We start from the raw sequence: 17403 nt of genomic DNA, 5'->3' as shown, positions 1-17403 counted from the left end.
GTCGATTGGACGTGATGTAGTATTTCTTACCTATAAAATCACGAAAAACGACTGAAAAGAATGTTATGAAGCCGATAGTGAATATAACTGTGTCACATTTTCCTTCTGCATGTCGAAGAATACACGCAGAACGTTCCTGAAGACGGTCGGCCTCGCGGTCGGTACCGCTGGTGTCGTCGGTGCGACCACGGCCACGAAAAACCGTGACGAACCTCACGCAGTACAAAACGAAGTTGCGGACACGGATTCCGTGGAAACACACGCAACTGGCTGGACATTCGGACCGGTCGGGAGAATGAGTTCCTCTCCAGCGGTCAGCGATGGACTGGTCTACATCGGGCCGGACGATGGTACACTCCGTGCTATCGACTGTTCGACCGGAACCCTCACATGGGAGAACGATTCCGCCGGAACAAAAGACCATCTCGGTCTTACCTACTCGGACGGCTCCGTGTACGTCGGTGGAGAATACGACGATGACGAGTTCCGACTGTCCAGTTACATGGGTGAAACCGGCGAACTCGATAACCAGAAGCTAGTTCAAAACGAACCGGTACAGACACCGGTTGTCGCCGACGGAACCGCCTATTACCCGACCGAGAATCAAGCCTCGCCGACAATCCTGTACGCTGTCGATACTGAAACGGGTGAGACGAAATGGACATTTAGTGGCGAGGACTGTGGCACCGGCGCAACCAAAGCTATCGCGGAAAAAGATGGTCACATCTTCATCGCTCAAGATCGGACGATTTGGTCACTCGACGCGGAAACCGGTGACGTGCAGTGGTCGTACGAAGACACCAACTATTCAGCCATCAGCGACCTCTCGGCTCACAACGATATCCTTTACGTCGGCCTGTCACGCGATGAAACCGACCCCGAATCGCCGAACATCCTCGCGCTCGACACCGAAGATGGAGACACCCTTTGGTGTGAACCGATAGGCTACCACGAGAATGCCCAACACGTGACTGCGACCGACGACCACCTCTTCGCCAGTATGTACTCCGATGGGAGTTTCTATCTCACCGCAATCAGGACGCACGACGCACACGAAGAATGGGAGTTCAGAGCCGAGGACGGCAACTTCGTGCCAGAATCGACCGCCAAAGACGGAGTCGTGTACGCCGGACACGGTTCGCAGGTCACTGCCTTCGATGGCGCTACTGGTACCAAACGGAAAACGTGGCAGACAACTGGTGACGCCTACGGTGCACCCGTCGTCACCGACAACGCACTCTATCAAAACACGAGAGACGGCTACGTTCACAAGTTCGACCGTGACGAGTAGGTCGTCAAAGCTCGTTTTTTGCGGAGCGCGGCGACAAGCAGCCCATTCCGAAGCATTATTACTATTCGACACATGCCAATAATGGCCGATGCGATACGCTCCAGCAGGCGATGATGGAACTATTTACTCTGGAAGCGGAAACAACGTGCAGTCGTTCGGCCGAACTCGGTAGCGTCCTCTTTCGATTTTTTGGCGAACCGTGCTGATTCCACTTACGTAACCAAAATAAGTTACATCTTTGTGGCAACGGCTAACACGATAGCGACCTAATATAAACGTTGGAACTTACCATGACCGATTTAGGCGGTTTTCATGACCACGTCGCTCGCGTCGATCTCTCGGACGGTTCGGTGAACTACGAGGGCGTCGATGACGACGACGCGAAGAAATATATCGGGGCGCGGGGCCTCGGCGTAAAGTACGTGTTCGACCAAGGGGCGGACGTTGACCCGCTCGGGCCAGACAACCTCTTGGCGTTCATGAACGGGCCGCTCACGGGGACGCAGGTCACGATGAGCGGGCGAATCGCTGTCTGTACCAAGTCGCCGCTGACCAACACCGTGACGGACTCGCATCACGGCGGCTGGTCGGGGGCACGACTGAAATGGGCCGGGTTCGACGGCCTGCTGTTCGAAGGCAAATCCGACGACCCGGTTATCGCCGTGGTCGAAGACGGCGAAATCGAACTCCGCGATGCATCACACCTCTGGGGCAAGGGCGTCCACGAAACCCGCGACACCTTGGAGGAGGAAATCGACGGTGCCTACGGCAAGAACCTCTCGATGATGGCAATCGGACAGGCGGGCGAAAACGAAGTTCGCTACGCTTGCATCATCAACGAAGACGACCGAGCATCTGGCCGTGGTGGCACTGGTGCCGTGATGGGGTCGAAGGGTCTCAAAGCAATCGTCATCAAATCCACGACGAAGATGCAGAAGCCTGCCGACCAAGAGACGTTCCAACAGGGCCACAAGCAGGCGATGCAGGCGATTCAGGAATCCGACGTGACGGCACCGAACGAAGGTGGCCTGTCGCTGTACGGCACGAACGTCCTGATGAACGTCACCGAGGAGATGGACGGGCTCCCGACGCGGAACGCACAGCACACCAGCACGAGCAGCGAGGCTGAGGCGGGACACTCACAACCGAAAATCGACGCCGAAAACGTCTCCGGCGAGAACGTCCGTGAGAACATCCTCGTGGACGAACCGACTTGCCACTCCTGCCCGGTTGCCTGTAAGAAGGAAGTTGAGGTACAAGTCCACCACAAAGGCGACGACATGAACGTTCGGATGGAGTCCTACGAGTACGAATCGGCGTGGGCGCTCGGCCCAAACTCGATGACCGACGACCGGGACAAGGTCGCGCTGATGATAGACCGCTGTAACGACGTTGCCCTCGACACCATCGAGATGGGCAACACCATGGCGATGGCGATGGAAGCCACCGAGGAAGGCCGATTGGACGAGGGCCTCGAATGGGGCGACGTGGACACGATGGTCGATATGATAGACCGCGTGGCTCACCGCGAAGATGAACTCGCCGACCTGCTCGCGGAGGGCGCGGCTCGCGCCGCAACCGAACTCGGTGACGAGGAGATGGCGCTGGACGTTAAAGGCCAGACGATGGCCGCATACGACCCGCGAGCGATGAAAGGAATGGCAATCGGCTACGCGACCAGCAACCGCGGTGCCTGCCACCTGCGCGGTTACACCCCTGCCGCGGAACTCCTCGGCATTCCGGAAAAGGTTGACCCGGCAGACTGGGAAGGCAAAGGCGAACTCTGTGCCACCTTCCAAGACATGCACGCCATCAGCGACTCCTTCGACATCTGCAAGTTCAACGCCTTCGCGGAGGGCGTCGAGGAGTACGTCCTCCAGTACAACGGCATGACCGGTCTCGACGTGTCCGAAGACGAACTGATGGAAGCGGGCGAACGAATTTACAACCTCGAACGCTACTACAACAACCTCGTCGGCTTCGACGGCGACGACGACAGCCTGCCCGCGCGATTCGTTGAGGGCCACCCCGACGCAATCCCCGGTGAGGGCGGCTCGGAAGGCCAACTCGCGGAACTCGACAAACTCAAAGCAGAGTACTACGAGGTGCGCGACTGGGAAGACGGCGTCGTTCCGGACGAAAAACTGGACGATCTCGGCATCGACATCGGGCCGGGAACCGGCGTGAGTTCCGGCAGTGCCGCGGCATCGGGTGACGACTAAGCTAGCGTTTCGCGGTTGCGTTTCGTATTTTTCGGTGGGGGCTGCGAGAATTTGTGGACAGTTGTAGAGAGGCTTGAGTATGTTCAACAGTACTGCTAGATACTTCCGACAACACATGACCGCCACCGCCCACACGCCACCCCAACCGACTCCCCCACTCACTGGCGCTCGTGTCGGTCGCCCCTCGCGCGCTTCACCGACAAGCCTCCGGGCGAGATGCCCTTTGGCTTGTGTCAGCACGCGTTACATTCCTAATTCAGGTTCGTGAACAGACACAAACGCTCCGGCGCGTGCGTTGGCAGGCCTGAGGGCGTCCCGAAGGCCTGCTGAGTATCACGCGAGGGATGACTGAGCGCCAATAGGCGCGAAGGAATCGGCTGGGGAGGTGTGTGGGCGGGTACGAGATTTCAGAGAAATCTCGATTGCGAGCGGTGCAACCGCGAGCATGCCGAGCGGTGGCGGGTTCATTGGGATCGGCTACTGAAATAATCTCATAGGAACACCAAAAGTCGAGAACCGAACAAAGCTCTCATGTTCAAAGCCGATTCGAAAAACGATCCGCAAAAAGCGTCTATGGCGCGAGTGTGAATCGCTTCGTACCGGTCGTCCCCTCACCGTCGTCCAGATAGTAATCGACGACGAACGTCACACCTTCATCAACCATGTCCACGGCGACACCGTCGTCCTCGAACTGGTAGAGGTAGACCCACGCGGTCGTTCCGGAGGAAAGGACGGCCCAACGTTTGTCGCTCTCGGAGTGGCCGTCGTTTTTCAGGTCGATGGAACCCGGCAGAGTGAGGCCGTCGTTTACGTCCACCGCGCTGTCTTGGAGGTCGGCATCGACGTACAGTTCACTCTTCCATTTCCCCTCCTCCATCGTGTGGTCGGAGAGTTCGTTGATGGCCGGATTCGCCGTTTCGATGGTCACGTCCGTGATGTTCAGGGTGACGCCGTAATCGTTAGTCACGCTGAACTCGATTGCTGACTGTTCCCCATTTGAATCGACCGAGGCATCCACGGCGGTCGCATTACCATCATAACTAAGGTTGCTGCCGTCGCTCGGCGCGCCGACGCCTGCTGGCGGTTCCGACTGGCCGTAGTGGTTGTCGTACACGTCGGTCGTTCCCCAGTCCGCCGTCACTTGATTGATGGCGGTTCCCTGTTCTCCGGTCGTGTGACTGCTGTCCTCGGCCGTGTAATCGTTGTGGAACCAGTTGTGATGAATGTCACAGTCGTATTCGGGCATGCCGCGGATGCCGATGGACGAAGAACGCTCGCCGTCCTTGTCCCGATAGACGTATTTGAAGGTGTTGTTGTGGATTCTGAGGGTGCCACCGGCGGTACCGCCCGTTCCGCCGGAACCGGTTCCGTGCATGTCGAAGGTGTACAGATAGTTATCCGGGCCTTGAATGTTGTAGCAGGCGGTGTAGTTCGACTTCGCACTGCCGTTGCCCGCGATGGAGTGGCGGTTTCGGTTGAAGTAGTTGTACTCGATGAGACAGCCGACCCTGCCGTGATAGCTCGACAAATCGGTGTTGACGGTGGCCCACCCGACGACGACGCCGTAGCCGAGTTGTTGCATCGCGTTGTGGTGGAACGAGCAGTGATGGATGTGCGTGTTCACCGTCCGTACTTCGTTGTTGAGGTGGCCGACGCGAACGCCCGCGTTCGTGAATCCCCAAAACTCGCAGTTGTCGATTTCGACGCCGGTTCCCTCGACGAACACGCCGACGACTGCGTCCGTCCAGAGGTCGTTCGGGCTATAATGCTCGATGGACGGCCCTTCGAACTGGACGCCGGTGATGCGCACGTTGTCCAGCGCTTGGAGGACGCCGACCGCAGATGTTTCTGCGCCAATCAGAATCTTCCCACCGCGAGAACCATCCCGTCCGCGGTCGCTGGCAATCGTCACACCCGCGGGAACGTTTTTGGCGTACACGTCGGTGATGTCGGCGGTCACGCCGGAGTCTATCCAGATGATGTCGGAGGGAGATGCGTTGTCGATGTGATTTTCGAGTTCGTTTCCGGCCGTTACCGGGTCACTCGACGTGACGTAGCGGTTCGCGTCGCTTCGCGTCACTTTGTTGGTGTATGATTCGCCCCCGCCGACTTCCGACCGTGCTGGTGACGGGTCACCGGGATCGGTGGATGCGGCTTGCGTTGTTTCCGAAAGCGCACCCGTCCCGAGTGTCGATGCACCCACAACGCCCATCGCACTGGCTTTCAGCCACGCTCGCCGACTGACTTTGCTTTTCGTAGTGTTTTTTGCCGACTCATCGGCCATCTCATTTCGATTCTGTTGCGACATCGGGATGTGATTTCAACAGTTTATAAAAATATTTTTTGCTGGATGAAGTTTAATAATATCAGATACTATTTTCCTAGTCTGATATTTGTTATCATTCAAACTACACTAGTTCCATTCGATCGCCCCTTTCTGCTCCGCGCGCGAGCGAAACAGCGTCCAATACCCATCGTCACCGTCCTGAGTTTAGCCAAAACACGTTTGAAAAATTTCATTCGGATGCTTCACAATAATTTCCCGCCGAACACCATTCTTTCGGCGCATGGCAACGCCTGCCGCATCGAAAGTTTCTAACTATCCTCATCGAACGTGAAGATGGCATGACTGACCGCCCCGGCGACACAGACAAATTCGAAACGATGGCCGTGACCCACGCGGAGCAACCATCGCACGACGACCGAACGGGCGACGTGACGATGCCGATTCACCTCGCATCCACCTACGAGGTCGGCGGCATCGACCCCGATATTTCCCTCGAAGAGTTAGACCCCGACAAAAACCAGTATCTCTACTCGCGGCTTTCGAACCCGACCAGACACGCTCTCGAAAAGCGACTCGCGGCGCTCGAAGGCGGCGACTACGGGATGGCCTTCGCCTCCGGAACCTCCGCAATCGTGGCGACAATCACCGCCTCCGTTTCACCCGGCGACCACGTCGTCGCCTTCGACGACCTCTACGGCGGGACACAAACGATGCTCAAGGAACTGTTCCGCGAGCGACTGGACGTGGCCGTGGATTTCGTTGACGCCCGCGACACCGACGCCGTGTCTGATGCCGTCCGCGACGATACCGCCCTCATCTGGATGGAGACGCCGACGAATCCGCTCCTCCGACTCTGTGACATCGAGGCAATCGCCTCCGTCGCGGAATCGGTCGGCGCGACCCTCGGCGTGGACAACACCTTCCTCTCGCCCTACTTCCAGCAACCGCTCGAACTCGGCGCGGACGTGGTCGTCCACAGCACGACGAAGTATCTGAACGGCCACAGCGACTCCATCGGCGGCGCGGCAGTCACCAGCGACGAGGAACTGGCGAACGAAATCGGCTTTCTCCAGCAGGTCGGCATGGGCAACATGCTCGCGCCGTTCGACGCCTTCCTGACCCTTCGCGGTCTGAAGACGCTCCCACTGCGGATGCGTCAGCACGAGACCAACGCCGCCGAAGTCGCGGCCTATCTGGACGAACACGAGGATGTTGCTACCGTGTACTACCCCGGCCTCGAATCGCACCCGCAGTACGACCTCGCCAAGCGTCAGATGGACGGCGGAGGCGGCCTCGTTTCCTTCGAACTCGACGGGGAACTGGAAGCCGTGGAGCGATTCGTCGCCGAACTCGACCATTTCGCACTCGCGGTCAGTCTGGGCGGCGTGGAGTCGCTCATCGAGCATCCAGCGAGCATGACTCACTCGCCGCTTACGCCCGAAGAGCGCGAGGAAATCGGGATTTCCGATTCCCTCTTGCGAGTTTCGGTAGGTGTGGAACATCCGCGGGATTTGCTCGCCGACTTGGAATCCGCGTTCGAGAGTTTGGAGTAGCGAACGGGAGGAGACGACTGTTCAGGCGCTGTTTTTTAGCTACTATCCCCTACTGTTTGCAAGTTCCGACACCACTAAACCGCAATCATGAAACCAGTGATACGCGATTCGAACTGGCACGATTCAAACTGAGGTAGTATCACGCGACCTTTCGCAAACACGGTGGCACGCGCTGTCACAGGCCTGAAGACACCCTGCTCGGAGGCGCACGCCGACACCGCCAGAGCGATGAGTTCGTCCACTCTAATTTATAATATGTTGGCCACAATTTCGTCGTCGAGCATACGGAATCCTATTCATCAGCACGAGTTAAATTGTGCTTTGAATATCTAATTGGCCAAAAAACAAATATCATTGGGAAGGAGTCTCCCCATATGGCAAGCCTGAGTGATGAAGACGAAGGAAAGTTTCTGATGGACGCTGAAGGAGAGCAGTTGGGAATCGTGAGTGAAGTCGAGGGAGACACGGCGTTTGTTGACCCGGATCCGAACATCGCCGAGGCTTGGCTTGAGGTGTTTGGGTGGAGTAGTGCTGATGAAGATGACCTTTCCGTTCCTGCTGATGCGATTGAAACGGTAACAGATAAAGAAGTCCGTCTCCGAGAAAAAATAGAATAATTACTCTTAGAGAGACAGCTTCATAAATTGTATTATTTGTAAAGATTAGTGGTTTTCTTTATTAGAAATGATGCCGAGACAGCAGTCTCTATCCGACAGGCGTTGACATACGACCCACTACAAAAACCTCGATAACCGCACCACTCACACGCTACTTTCGGGTCCCAATCACGACGGATTCCCGAATCTCAAGCGCGCTATCGAACTCCGACCGGCGACGTTCTCGCCGCCCGATTCGGAACAGTTGTTGTTCGTGCGCGCGCCGAAGCCCGTCCCACTCCCGCCGCCCAAATCCAAGCCGGTTGCCGACGGTTTCCCAGTGACCCTCCTCGACGAGAAAGACGCTTTCATCGGGCGTTTCGTGGATGCACTCGTATCGCTGTCGGTACTCGTCAAACCGCCCGCCGAGGTCGGCCTGCGTCTCGGTGAGCAGTTCGGACAGATGTTCGAGGGGCACGCTAGCCTTTGCGCCCGCCATCAGTACGATTTGTCCTTCGATGGGATGGGTGGGTTCGTCGTCGGTCATTGCATCGGTTCTCCTGTTCTCTCGCCCCAACTTCATCCACCCGCACGCATCGCCTTCTGCGAGAACTCGTCCACGAGCGAATCGAGGGTTTCCTCGTCACCCTCGAAGACGACGGTGATTTCTGTTAGTTCGACCGTCGGCCCGATGCTGACTTTTTCGGAGGACAGTGAGGCTTCCCACCCGTCTCCCGACACGTCGCCGTCTTCTTCTACCTCGCCGCCGAGGTTTTCGAGGTAGACGCGCGCGAGTCGTTCGTTGATGCCCCGGAAGGATTTTTCGCGCCGCATCTATCCTCCTGCGACCGGCGGGAAGATGCTGAGCCTGTCGCCTGCCGCGAGCGTGGTTTTCGTGCCGTCGAGATGGACGACGTCTTTCCCGTTCTTCATGATGGAGACGTGCGGTCGCAACTCTCCGTCCTCGAACACGTCGATTCCGTACTCCTCAGAGAGGGATTCTAACACCTCGCCAACGTTCGCCCCGGACGAAAACTCTCGTTCGAGTTCCTTCTGCCCGACGTCTTCGCGGAAATTTGCAAAGAATCGGAGCGTGAGTTCCATACGCGAAGATAGCCCGCTGTGATTATAAACGCTCAGACTGCGGAACGCTTTTCGACGTGTTCAGTTCGCCCCGGACGCCCCGCCGACGATTCCGGCGAACAGGAGGAAAACGATGGCTCCCGCGAGCACGGGCGAACCGGCGACCAGTCCGAATCCCTCCTCGGGTGCGCCGACTAGCATTCGACTGAACTCGGCCACTGCCCGGTCTGTTCCGACGAGGACGACTGCAGACGCCCCGAGCGCGATGAGGGATGCGCCCGCCGAAAACACGCCGTGAAGTCCGCCGCGTTCCCAGTCGGTTCCGGCGTAGCGTCCGGCCATGTAACTCCCGAACGGAAACACAATCGTGCTGGCAAGTGCGGCCAGACGGACGAGAGATGCCGACGTTTCGAGGAGCAACAGCAGGGCCGGGAGGAGATGGGCACCGAGCGTGACGACCATTCCGACCGCAATCGCGCCGCCGTCGATGCGGGAGGTGGCCGACTGCTGACTTTTCGCCCGTCGAACGCGGGACAGTGGCGGGTCGTCGCCGCTCATCTCCCGAATCGAATGCCGTCGTTGACGATGCGGGCGTTTCGCTCTCGGTCGATATGCGCGGAGAGGTCGTCGTTGTCGTACAACTGCTGGACGAGCGCGGCGTGGAGGTCGCGCCACGCCATCGCGTAGATGGGCGATTGGCCCCACGCGCGCAGTTCGGCGACGAAATCGTCGTACTGCTCCCAGCGGGTTTCGAATCGCTCGATAACGTCAACCGCGGCGCTGGCAACGTCCTCGTCCGACTCTTCCTCGACGAGTCTATTCAGTCGCGCTTCCCACCCGGCGACAGCCTCTTGCATGTCGTGCGCCGCGCTGTCGCCATCTTCGGGAAGCGAATTGACGATAGCCTCCGGAACCACGAGTGAAATTTCGTCCATGCAGGAGGTTGTTCGCAATCCGTCAAAAACGCTTGGCTCGGCGGCGAAAATTCGAAGCCGTCGTTTACTTCGCGTCGGCCAGTCGCTCGAACTGCTCGTTGGTAAGCGAAACGGCGGTTGCGGCGAGGTTCTCTTCTAACTGCTCGACGGTGCGCGCGCCAACAATCGGTGCCGTCACCGCGTCGTGTTTCAGCAACCATGCGAGACTGACCTTTGCAGGAGTGGTTCCGACTTCCTCCGCGACGGCTTCGACTTCTTCCAACACGTCGAAGTTCTCCTCGGTCAGGTAGGAATCGCGGAACTGCTGGTCGTTCGCGCCACGAGTTCCCTTCGGCGGTTTTTCGTCTCGGGAGTATTTGCCCGTCAGGAAGCCGCCAGCCAGCGGCGACCACGGGATGAGTCCGATGTCGTACTCTTCGCACATCGGCAGGTAGTTGGATTCGATTTCGCGGTTGACGAGATTGTATCGCGGTTGGGCGAGGCGAAACGGTTCGTACTCCATCTCGTTCGCCTTCACGACCTTCCACGCGTTCGGGTCGAGCGTCGAGGTGCCGATGTAGTTCACCTTGCCGTCTCGGACGAAGCCGTCGAGCGTACGCATGAACTCCTCTGCGGGCGTCTCGTCGTCCCAGCGGTGGATGTAGAGCAGGTCGAGATAGTCGGTGCCGAGACGGTCGAGAATGAGGTTCATCTGCCTGCGCAGGTGTTTGCGCGAGAGGCCGCGTCCGTTCGGGTCGTCCTTTCGGGTCGGCCAGTAGATTTTGGACGCGATGACGAAATCCTCGCGGTCGCGGTCTGCGAGCCAGTTGCCGATGTAGCGTTCGCTCTCACCGTCACCGTACATGTCGGCGGTGTCGATGAAGTTGCCGCCAGCGTCGGCGTAGGCGGAAAGCAGTTCGTGGGCGCGTTTCTCGCCGATTTCGACGTTGCCTTCGTCGTTTTCCCGGCCGAATCGCCACGTTCCGAACGCGATTTGGCTCACTTTCGTGCCGGTACTGCCGAGCGACACCGTTTCGAGTCCCATATGTACTCGTTTTCGAGGAAGAGGTTAAATCGACCGAAGAGAACCGAAAATCTGCGGGAAGGCAAAAGGTATCGAAGTGGAGCGACTACTCCTGTCCGTAGGAGTGTCCGGCGAAGAGGGCGACGACGTGACAGGCGAGCAGGGAGAGGAAAACCGTGATTTCTGCGCCAGCGAGACCGTCCATCAGAAGTGGAACGTAGAGAAACGGCAGTACGACTGCCGACCAGAAACTGACGAACTGGAGCGGTGTCGTCAGCGCGTGTTCTCGATATTTCGCGTGGAGTGCAGTGAGTTTCTCGCGTCCAACAGCGGTGCGACTGATATCGTCGCCGTCGTTTTCGAATGGAGTGGTTCCCGACATTGTAGCACACCCGTGCCCGACTAAGTCGTAGACAGGGGCAATCTTATACCGTAAGGAGCGTTGGGATGAATTCACACCGTTTACGGACAATGAACAGACCTGTTCATTCGGTCACAACTGGCTAAAAACCATCAAAACGATTCAAAATCGTTTTTGAGTCCGTCTAACTGAAATCGGTTCTTCGAAATACGGGATAAATTCAGAGTAGGCTCAGAAGGTGAAATTCAGACGAATGCGAGCGGAACCATCAGGAGAATCCCGGCGGAAAGTCCCGAGACGAGTTCGCGGTAGCCACCACCCGGCAATCCCTTGCCGACTTCGAGCGCTTCCGGAATGAACTCAGAGGTGACGAGATATATCATGGCTCCTGCTGCAAAGCCGAACCCGATAGGAAGAAGCTCCCGTGCGGTTCGAACGAAATAGAACGCGATGACTGCACCGATTGGCTGGGGCAAGCTCGAAAAAACAGACCACCAAACCATGCGCCAGTTGCTCACCCCCATCGAACGAAGTGGAATCGAGATGGCGACACCCTCCGGAACGTTGTGAATCGAGATGGCGACGGTCATGAAGATGGCGAGGAGTGGTATCGAAAACCCGAGGAATGCGATTCCGTCGATGGTTCCGAGGTTCAAATCGGCGAACGAGACACCGATTGCCACGCCTTCCGGAAAACTGTGGACGGTGAGAATACCGAGGATAAGCACCAGTTTCTTGAAATCCGCTTCTTCGTACTTTCGCGGACTGACTTCCATGCCGGAGAGGACGTGGTGACTCACGACGACGAGTCCAGCGCCGACCAGTAAGCCAACTCCGACACCGACGAAACTGCCACCGTTCGCGTTCGAAATGCCCTCGAATATCAGACCGAAAACTGACGCGGAGAGCATGATTCCTGACGCGAGTCCCCAGAGGACGACGTTCCAGCGGTCGCTCACGTCGTTGACGAGAAAGAAGGGGAGAGCACCGATTCCGGTTGCGAGAGCCGTAATAAGACCAGCGACAAAGACCAGCGAGAGATTTCCGAGGACGCCCATATATCGTCGTTGGGTGTACGCGAGGATAGTTCTTATCACAACACCAACTATTTTGGCGTGCCTAAAAACGAAACGCGGGTTCCAGCAAACGAATTTTGGAGATTCAGGGCGACGTTCGTTCGACGCTCGTCGTCGAGGAGGGGGACTCAGTCGAGGTTGTAGCCGTGACCGACGACGATAGCGACCATATTCAGGGCGAGGAGCAGGGCGAACGTCACGGTCGTCGCGGACACGTAGCCGTGGTACAGCAGTGGTGGGTAGGCGAACGGGAGCGCCACCGCAGTCCAGAAGCTCAGGAACTGAACCGGGGTGAACAGCTTTCGGGCCGTACTTTCGACGGCGTTGCGGGGGACTGGAAGTTCGAAATCCGATGCGCGGTCGTTCTGTATCGTTGGAGGACTCGACATGATTATTCTGGGATGTATCTCTCGCTACGACTGGAGGGGTCATATAACGGGGAGAGTATACAGTGAAATTCACGCGATTTTACCACTCCAATTCTGTTTGCCGACATTTCATAAATCCCTTAGAAACGATTAGACCTTTTACGAGCTATTTTGAGGTCTTTTTCCCATGTTGATGCTTCGAACGTGTCCGACGACACACCATAGCGTAGAAATCTAGATTTCAATTTCAGATTATCGAGGAGTTTTCGCTTTAGCCATTCAGTTGTCTGTTCGCGCTCTTCGACATAGTTTGTGTTTCGACACGGGCTTCGATACAAACAGAGTCGCGCCGTCGGAGTGGAAACAGGTGACAGTTCCAACCACGGGGACTGTTCCGTCTTGCCTTCGGCTCAGTTCGTTCGCCGAGCGTCCAACTACAGGCGTTGCTATCGAGATGAATGAACGGAAAATGCCCGGGGAGGGCTCCGAACCCTCGATCTCCGCATGTCCCAGGTTCGAGGCCTGGCGGGGCCTCACGGGCGCATGGGAGGCTTCCAAGGCCTGAGCGCCAAATCTCAGAACCCTATGAGTGCGGCGCTATGTCCAGCTAAGCCACCCGGGCTCAACTACGGGTAGGCATGTCCCACTCTTTAAAGTTCTCATCTTGCCCGATGAATGCCACGGGGATGCACGCTACGACGGCGACGCCGTCTCCCGACTTGCATCCCGTTCGGTGATGGATTTCTTACTGGTTTTGTCTGTGTCGTGTTCACCCGGCGGTTTTAAGATACGGGCCTGACCAGTTTCCTGCATGAGCGTACCGGGAATCGTCCAGTCCAGTCTCGGAGACGAACACGTCGCCGCAAAAGTACCACTTGGCGGGGAGGACACCCTCTTCGTCACGCCCTCTCGAACACTCATCTACCGCGCCGACGGTCTGTTGAGCGACGAATCGGTCGAAGAGTATCCACACGATGCAGAGCGGATTTCCGTGTCCGAGGGACGACGGAAATCCACCATCACCCTCGATTACGGTATCGACGGCGAAGATTCCTTCAAAATCCCGTCGAAACGCCTTCACGATGCACTTCACCCCGTTATCGCGGGCGTCTTGAACGGTGCGGGCATCACCGACGCGAACGAGCAAGTCACCCAGACTTACCAGTTCAGCGAACTTACCCTCGTCCTCACTAGCGCGCGCGTCGTCAAACACGTCGGAGAAGCGATTTGGGACCAAGATTTCGAGCAGTTCCACTTCGCCGACGTGACCAGCCTCGATGTCGAAGAAGGAACCGTCTCCTCCCAAATCATCATCGAAGCGAACGGTCGCCCACAGCGAATCAAAACCCCGAGCGACCGAACCCGAGAAGTCCGCGAGCGTCTCGAACAGTCGCTTCTCGCCTACCACGACGTCGGCAGTTACGCCGAGTTCGAGGAGACGGTTGCACCCGCCGAGGAACCCGAACCGGAAGCCGACGAAAACGTCTCGTTCACCGAGGACGACGACGTGTTCGGAAGCGGTGTCGAACCGCTCAACGCGAATCCACCCGAACTCGACGACAGCGGGAAAATCGTCGAAGACCCGCTCGGCGAGGACGAAGCAGAACGTGTTTCTGCTGAATTGGAAGACACAGACCACGCGACGACCGAATCCACAGCCCCATCGGGGGGAGCGACGGCAGAATCACGACCTGTTTCCTCCGGTTCGGCGACCGATTCGGTTGCCGAACCGGAACCCGAGCCACGAAAAATCGAACAACGAGAAGCCCAAACGCAGGAATCCACATCCGTCGGAACCACCGCACAGGAATCCGAAGCCACGACCGGTTTTGCCGACTCCGGCTTCGAATCCGCGAGCGAGCGGTTGGACGACCCGGTGGAGGCACAACTAACCGCGCTCACCGAAGTAGTCGAGCGACAGAACGAACTGCTCGAACAGCAACAGCGCACCATCGAGCAACTCATCGAGGAACTGTCTCACGGTCGATAGCGGTTCTTTGCGCCCGGAACTCACTCTCGCCCCGTCACCTTTCGAATACAGGACGAGCCGAACGGCCCGTGTTCGCCCGCATCGAGTTTCATGAAATAGCCCGTCGAAATCCCGGTGCCACAGCGCCGACAGGAAAAGTCACCTTCCTTGGTCACCACGTCACTTTCGAACCGGAGATAGCCACCACCCTGCGGTCGGATGATTCCGTTTTCGCGCTCGATGACGCCGCGTTTTTCGGCCTCGTCCAAAATCGTCCGGGTCAGGGCGGGATTGGTAGTTACCGTCTCGATACGGTCTACCGCCTCCGCGACGGACAGTTCGGGATGTTCCAGTTTGCTCAACAGTTCCACCCCCAGCGCGACGGTGTCCTCGTCCATCGATTACGAATCCCACACGAAGCGGATTAAACGTTGCGCGCTCGGGTGGAAAGAACTTAGCCCTCTCCCCCGCTACCTACGGGGAAATGGCGTTTATGAAGAGTCGTCGGCATCTCACTGCATTCGCAGTCGTCGGGCTGGTGGTTCTGGCTGGCGTTTCCCTCTCGCCGACGGTCGTCTTCGAGCAGGTCGAGCGCGTGACCGCAAATCCGTTTCTCGCTGGCGGGTTCTTTCTCGTCGTCTACCTCATCCGCCCGTTTTTCGCGTGGCCGACGACCGCGGTCGCGGCGGCGGTGGGCTACGTCTACGGGCCAGTCGTCGGGATTCCGGTCGCGCTCGCTGGCGCGACCATGAGTTCCTGCGTTCCGTTCGCTGGCGCGCGGTACTTCGGCATCGAGGGCGGCATGTTCGGACGTATCGGCGAGTCCGGCGGCCGCTTTTTCGAGACGACCGGCGACCTGCGCGGGATAATCGTTTCCCGACTCTCTCCGGTGCCCGCCGACGCCATCTCGGCGACAGCGGGCTTGTCCAACGTTTCCCCGCGGGCGTTCATCATCGGGACGACAATCGGCGAAGCGCCGTGGATGGTCGCGGCGGTGCTCGCCGGGAGTTCGTTGGATTCGCTTTCGGTGAACGAACTCGGAAAGAACTGGCCCCTCATCGCGGCGCTGGGACTCGTCGCGCTTCTCCTGTTGGCCGGGCCAGCATACCGGCATTTCAAGGATAACTGAAGAGATACTGGATGAACGCCGTAGAACAGTGAAATCAGTAGAACGTATCAGAGCAGTCGTAGACGACGCCGTGTTGCGGACAGACGTACTTACAGTGGCGGTGGAACATCGACTCGCCACAGAGCGGGCAGGGTCGCCCGTTCGTTTTTTCTGCCATAGAAAAACTATCGGATTCGACTGATTTGACTGTTTTGTTCGCCCGTAAATCGGCTTTTTAGCAGTAACACGCCGCCGACAATCCAGCACCCAACCGCCACGAGGATGGCGAGGACGTGCAGTTCGGTCACCCAAAACGGGAGCGGGACGACGTGGTACGCCCCCGTGAGCAGTGCGGTGAGGAGCGGAATATCGGTTCCACCGTGACCGAGGATGTCGTTTCCATCGTAGGGCTGTCCGGCAGACTCGCCAAATGGCACACGGTCTGCTTCGTAGGGGAGTGCCGCTACTTGATAGCTAGCGACCAAACTCCCGTTTTGCGTTATCTCGACCACGCGATTGTTCCGACTGTCCGTGATGAGCGTGTTCCCGTTCGGCAACCGGTCAGCATCGCGGGGCCAATCGAGAGCGACTCCCTGCGCCGCGTACACCGTCCACGCGACGTTCCACCGCCCCGTGGACTCGTTTTTGTGGAGTTCGACTACGCGGTCGTTTTCCGAGTCGGCGACGAGGACGGCACGCTCCGAAAGCCACTGTGGATTGTGCTGTTCGTTCAGCACGTCCGGGTCGCGGTCTTCGTTTATCACTTCGACCACGCCCTCTCCGCGTTCGATGACGAGCAGTTGGTTCGTGTTCCGAACCGAGACGAGGTAGCGACCGTCGCCGATTCTATCCACGTCGTTGATGTGGAGCCAGTCGGTTCTGGTCGGGTCGGGCGGTTCGTCGTAGTACTGACTGGCGTTCCACGTCCACGACCGCTCTCCGGTCGAGAAGTTGTACGTGTAGATGCTTTCGTACTCCATATCCGCGACGAGCAGTTCACCCGATGGAGTCATCTCCGCGTCGTGAATCTCGCTGTCTTTCCGGGTTCGAACCGGGTAGCTCCACTCGCCGACGATTTTCGGATTTGGGTCTGGGTCGATGAACCTGACGCCGGTTCGTTTGCAGGGTGCGGGAAACTGACCGCACCGCTGGTAGTTGCCGTCCGCGTGGGTCGCCAGCACGGTTCCGTTGTCGAGCATCGACACGTCCTGATAGCTGATGGCGTTCCCGATTCGCCACATGGCCGTTCCGTTGCTGTCGAGTTCGACTACACTTCCGCCCCATCCCGGCCCCTGCACGCCGACGAGTGTGGTCGTCGTCGCGTTCGAATCGGACGTCGGTACGCTCGTGTTCGGGGCGAGTGCCCAACTCGCCCCGAACGCCAATCCGACGAGTAGAACGCCGAATACCACGAGAAAGAGGCCATCCCGGAAATCACTCCGAAATTTCATTCCACAGTCCTCGCTTCTGACACCGCCTTCGAGATACCATCCACTCCGTTCCCCTGCATTCGTCCCCCCGTGTAACTCTCTTTTAGACAGTGTCTCTACA

At 58.0% G+C, this 17403-nt stretch carries 19 protein-coding genes and 1 tRNA gene; 6 read left to right on the top strand and 14 right to left on the bottom strand.

The features are described from left to right. Positions 1-109: 109 nt before the first annotated feature. Positions 110-1291, top strand: coding sequence for a PQQ-binding-like beta-propeller repeat protein (locus tag HL45_RS04020; RefSeq protein WP_049969804.1), 1182 nt, complete (start codon positions 110-112; stop codon positions 1289-1291). Positions 1292-1581: 290 nt separating this feature from the next. Further along, positions 1582-3513 carry an aldehyde ferredoxin oxidoreductase family protein gene (locus tag HL45_RS04015; protein WP_049969803.1) on the top strand — a complete coding sequence of 644 codons (1932 nt, stop codon included), beginning with the start codon at positions 1582-1584 and terminating at the stop codon, positions 3511-3513. A gap of 571 nt (positions 3514-4084) precedes the next feature. On the opposite strand, the gene HL45_RS04010 is transcribed toward HL45_RS04015, so the two are convergent. Continuing rightward, a complete protein-coding gene (locus HL45_RS04010; protein ID WP_049969802.1) occupies positions 4085-5821 on the bottom strand; it encodes a hypothetical protein in 1737 nt (578 codons plus the stop codon). 317 nt (positions 5822-6138) lie between these two features. On the opposite strand from HL45_RS04010, the gene HL45_RS04000 reads away from it, so the two are divergent. Together HL45_RS04000 and HL45_RS03995 are read left to right on the top strand one after the other, a co-directional pair. Next, positions 6139-7353, top strand: coding sequence for a trans-sulfuration enzyme family protein (locus tag HL45_RS04000; RefSeq protein ID WP_049969800.1), 1215 nt, complete (start codon positions 6139-6141; stop codon positions 7351-7353). 374 nt (positions 7354-7727) lie between these two features. Next, positions 7728-7970 (top strand): hypothetical protein, encoded by a 243-nt coding sequence (locus tag HL45_RS03995; protein ID WP_049969799.1) that lies wholly within the window; start codon positions 7728-7730, stop codon positions 7968-7970. 151 nt (positions 7971-8121) lie between these two features. Here the strand turns inward: HL45_RS03995 and HL45_RS03990 are convergent, their stop codons facing one another. The 10 genes from HL45_RS03990 to HL45_RS03945 all read right to left on the bottom strand — a co-directional run bounded on the left by HL45_RS03990 (position 8122) and on the right by HL45_RS03945 (position 13397). Further along, complete coding sequence (locus HL45_RS03990; protein ID WP_049970080.1) at positions 8122-8496, bottom strand: hypothetical protein; 375 nt, start codon at positions 8494-8496, stop codon at positions 8122-8124. 32 nt (positions 8497-8528) lie between these two features. After that, a complete protein-coding gene (locus tag HL45_RS03985) occupies positions 8529-8783 on the bottom strand; it encodes a hypothetical protein (RefSeq protein WP_049969798.1) in 255 nt (84 codons plus the stop codon). Continuing rightward, entirely contained in the window at positions 8784-9053 is a 270-nt protein-coding gene (locus HL45_RS03980) for a ubiquitin-like small modifier protein 1 (RefSeq protein ID WP_049969797.1), read from the bottom strand. Positions 9054-9113: 60 nt separating this feature from the next. Then, positions 9114-9590, bottom strand: a complete 477-nt coding sequence (locus HL45_RS03975) for a hypothetical protein (protein ID WP_049969796.1) — start codon at positions 9588-9590, stop codon at positions 9114-9116. Beyond that, positions 9587-9967, bottom strand: coding sequence for a hypothetical protein (locus HL45_RS03970; RefSeq protein ID WP_049969795.1), 381 nt, complete (start codon positions 9965-9967; stop codon positions 9587-9589). Before HL45_RS03970 ends, HL45_RS03975 begins: the two co-directional genes overlap by 4 nt. Positions 9968-10031: 64 nt before the next feature. Further along, entirely contained in the window at positions 10032-10991 is a 960-nt protein-coding gene (locus HL45_RS03965; protein WP_049969794.1) for an aldo/keto reductase, read from the bottom strand. An 85-nt stretch (positions 10992-11076) separates the two neighbouring features. Further along, the gene (locus HL45_RS03960) at positions 11077-11352 is read right to left on the bottom strand and encodes a hypothetical protein (RefSeq protein ID WP_049969793.1); all 276 of its coding nucleotides are present in this window, start codon (positions 11350-11352) and stop codon (positions 11077-11079) included. A gap of 224 nt (positions 11353-11576) precedes the next feature. Next, entirely contained in the window at positions 11577-12389 is an 813-nt protein-coding gene (locus HL45_RS03955; protein WP_049970079.1) for a ZIP family metal transporter, read from the bottom strand. A gap of 146 nt (positions 12390-12535) precedes the next feature. After that, positions 12536-12796: a hypothetical protein gene (locus tag HL45_RS03950; protein WP_049969792.1), complete on the bottom strand. Its 261-nt coding sequence runs from the start codon at positions 12794-12796 to the stop codon at positions 12536-12538. 449 nt (positions 12797-13245) lie between these two features. Then, positions 13246-13397, bottom strand: a tRNA-Met gene (locus HL45_RS03945). Between the two features lie 189 nt (positions 13398-13586). Between HL45_RS03945 and HL45_RS03940 the strand changes: the two genes are divergently transcribed. Beyond that, positions 13587-14765, top strand: a complete 1179-nt coding sequence (locus HL45_RS03940; RefSeq protein ID WP_049969791.1) for a DUF7115 domain-containing protein — start codon at positions 13587-13589, stop codon at positions 14763-14765. Between the two features lie 20 nt (positions 14766-14785). Here HL45_RS03940 and HL45_RS03935 read toward each other — a convergent pair whose 3' ends face one another. Beyond that, positions 14786-15142 (bottom strand): DUF5830 family protein, encoded by a 357-nt coding sequence (locus HL45_RS03935; RefSeq protein WP_049969790.1) that lies wholly within the window; start codon positions 15140-15142, stop codon positions 14786-14788. 95 nt (positions 15143-15237) lie between these two features. Here HL45_RS03935 and HL45_RS03930 point away from each other — a divergent pair, with 95 nt between their 5' ends. Continuing rightward, positions 15238-15873, top strand: coding sequence for a TVP38/TMEM64 family protein (locus tag HL45_RS03930; RefSeq protein ID WP_233274677.1), 636 nt, complete (start codon positions 15238-15240; stop codon positions 15871-15873). 34 nt (positions 15874-15907) lie between these two features. Here the strand turns inward: HL45_RS03930 and HL45_RS21760 are convergent, their stop codons facing one another. Together HL45_RS21760 and HL45_RS03925 are read right to left on the bottom strand one after the other, a co-directional pair. Beyond that, positions 15908-16030 (bottom strand): HVO_2523 family zinc finger protein, encoded by a 123-nt coding sequence (locus HL45_RS21760; protein WP_267879581.1) that lies wholly within the window; start codon positions 16028-16030, stop codon positions 15908-15910. A 7-nt stretch (positions 16031-16037) separates the two neighbouring features. Then, on the bottom strand, positions 16038-17303 hold the full coding sequence (locus tag HL45_RS03925; RefSeq protein ID WP_049969788.1) for an aryl-sulfate sulfotransferase: 1266 nt from the start codon (positions 17301-17303) through the stop codon (positions 16038-16040). Between the last annotated feature and the right edge of the window lie 100 nt (positions 17304-17403).

The organism is Haladaptatus cibarius D43 (assembly GCF_000710615.1).
GTDB lineage: Archaea > Halobacteriota > Halobacteria > Halobacteriales > Haladaptataceae > Haladaptatus > Haladaptatus cibarius.
This window is presented reverse-complemented; position numbering and strand designations above follow the sequence as displayed.

What these genes read in the sequence shown, in the direction of transcription:
- HL45_RS04020 (WP_049969804.1), top strand. Translation starts at nt 110, where the DNA reads ATGTCGAAGAATACACGCAGAACGTTCCTGAAGACGGTCGGCCTCGCG.
- HL45_RS04015 (WP_049969803.1), top strand. Translation starts at nt 1,582, where the DNA reads ATGACCGATTTAGGCGGTTTTCATGACCACGTCGCTCGCGTCGATCTC.
- HL45_RS04010 (WP_049969802.1), bottom strand. Translation starts at nt 5,821, where the DNA reads ATGTCGCAACAGAATCGAAATGAGATGGCCGATGAGTCGGCAAAAAAC.
- HL45_RS04000 (WP_049969800.1), top strand. Translation starts at nt 6,139, where the DNA reads ATGACTGACCGCCCCGGCGACACAGACAAATTCGAAACGATGGCCGTG.
- HL45_RS03995 (WP_049969799.1), top strand. Translation starts at nt 7,728, where the DNA reads ATGGCAAGCCTGAGTGATGAAGACGAAGGAAAGTTTCTGATGGACGCT.
- HL45_RS03990 (WP_049970080.1), bottom strand. Translation starts at nt 8,496, where the DNA reads ATGACCGACGACGAACCCACCCATCCCATCGAAGGACAAATCGTACTG.
- HL45_RS03985 (WP_049969798.1), bottom strand. Translation starts at nt 8,783, where the DNA reads ATGCGGCGCGAAAAATCCTTCCGGGGCATCAACGAACGACTCGCGCGC.
- HL45_RS03980 (WP_049969797.1), bottom strand. Translation starts at nt 9,053, where the DNA reads ATGGAACTCACGCTCCGATTCTTTGCAAATTTCCGCGAAGACGTCGGG.
- HL45_RS03975 (WP_049969796.1), bottom strand. Translation starts at nt 9,590, where the DNA reads ATGAGCGGCGACGACCCGCCACTGTCCCGCGTTCGACGGGCGAAAAGT.
- HL45_RS03970 (WP_049969795.1), bottom strand. Translation starts at nt 9,967, where the DNA reads ATGGACGAAATTTCACTCGTGGTTCCGGAGGCTATCGTCAATTCGCTT.
- HL45_RS03965 (WP_049969794.1), bottom strand. Translation starts at nt 10,991, where the DNA reads ATGGGACTCGAAACGGTGTCGCTCGGCAGTACCGGCACGAAAGTGAGC.
- HL45_RS03960 (WP_049969793.1), bottom strand. Translation starts at nt 11,352, where the DNA reads ATGTCGGGAACCACTCCATTCGAAAACGACGGCGACGATATCAGTCGC.
- HL45_RS03955 (WP_049970079.1), bottom strand. Translation starts at nt 12,389, where the DNA reads ATGGGCGTCCTCGGAAATCTCTCGCTGGTCTTTGTCGCTGGTCTTATT.
- HL45_RS03950 (WP_049969792.1), bottom strand. Translation starts at nt 12,796, where the DNA reads ATGTCGAGTCCTCCAACGATACAGAACGACCGCGCATCGGATTTCGAA.
- HL45_RS03940 (WP_049969791.1), top strand. Translation starts at nt 13,587, where the DNA reads ATGAGCGTACCGGGAATCGTCCAGTCCAGTCTCGGAGACGAACACGTC.
- HL45_RS03935 (WP_049969790.1), bottom strand. Translation starts at nt 15,142, where the DNA reads ATGGACGAGGACACCGTCGCGCTGGGGGTGGAACTGTTGAGCAAACTG.
- HL45_RS03930 (WP_233274677.1), top strand. Translation starts at nt 15,238, where the DNA reads ATGAAGAGTCGTCGGCATCTCACTGCATTCGCAGTCGTCGGGCTGGTG.
- HL45_RS21760 (WP_267879581.1), bottom strand. Translation starts at nt 16,030, where the DNA reads ATGGCAGAAAAAACGAACGGGCGACCCTGCCCGCTCTGTGGCGAGTCG.
- HL45_RS03925 (WP_049969788.1), bottom strand. Translation starts at nt 17,303, where the DNA reads ATGAAATTTCGGAGTGATTTCCGGGATGGCCTCTTTCTCGTGGTATTC.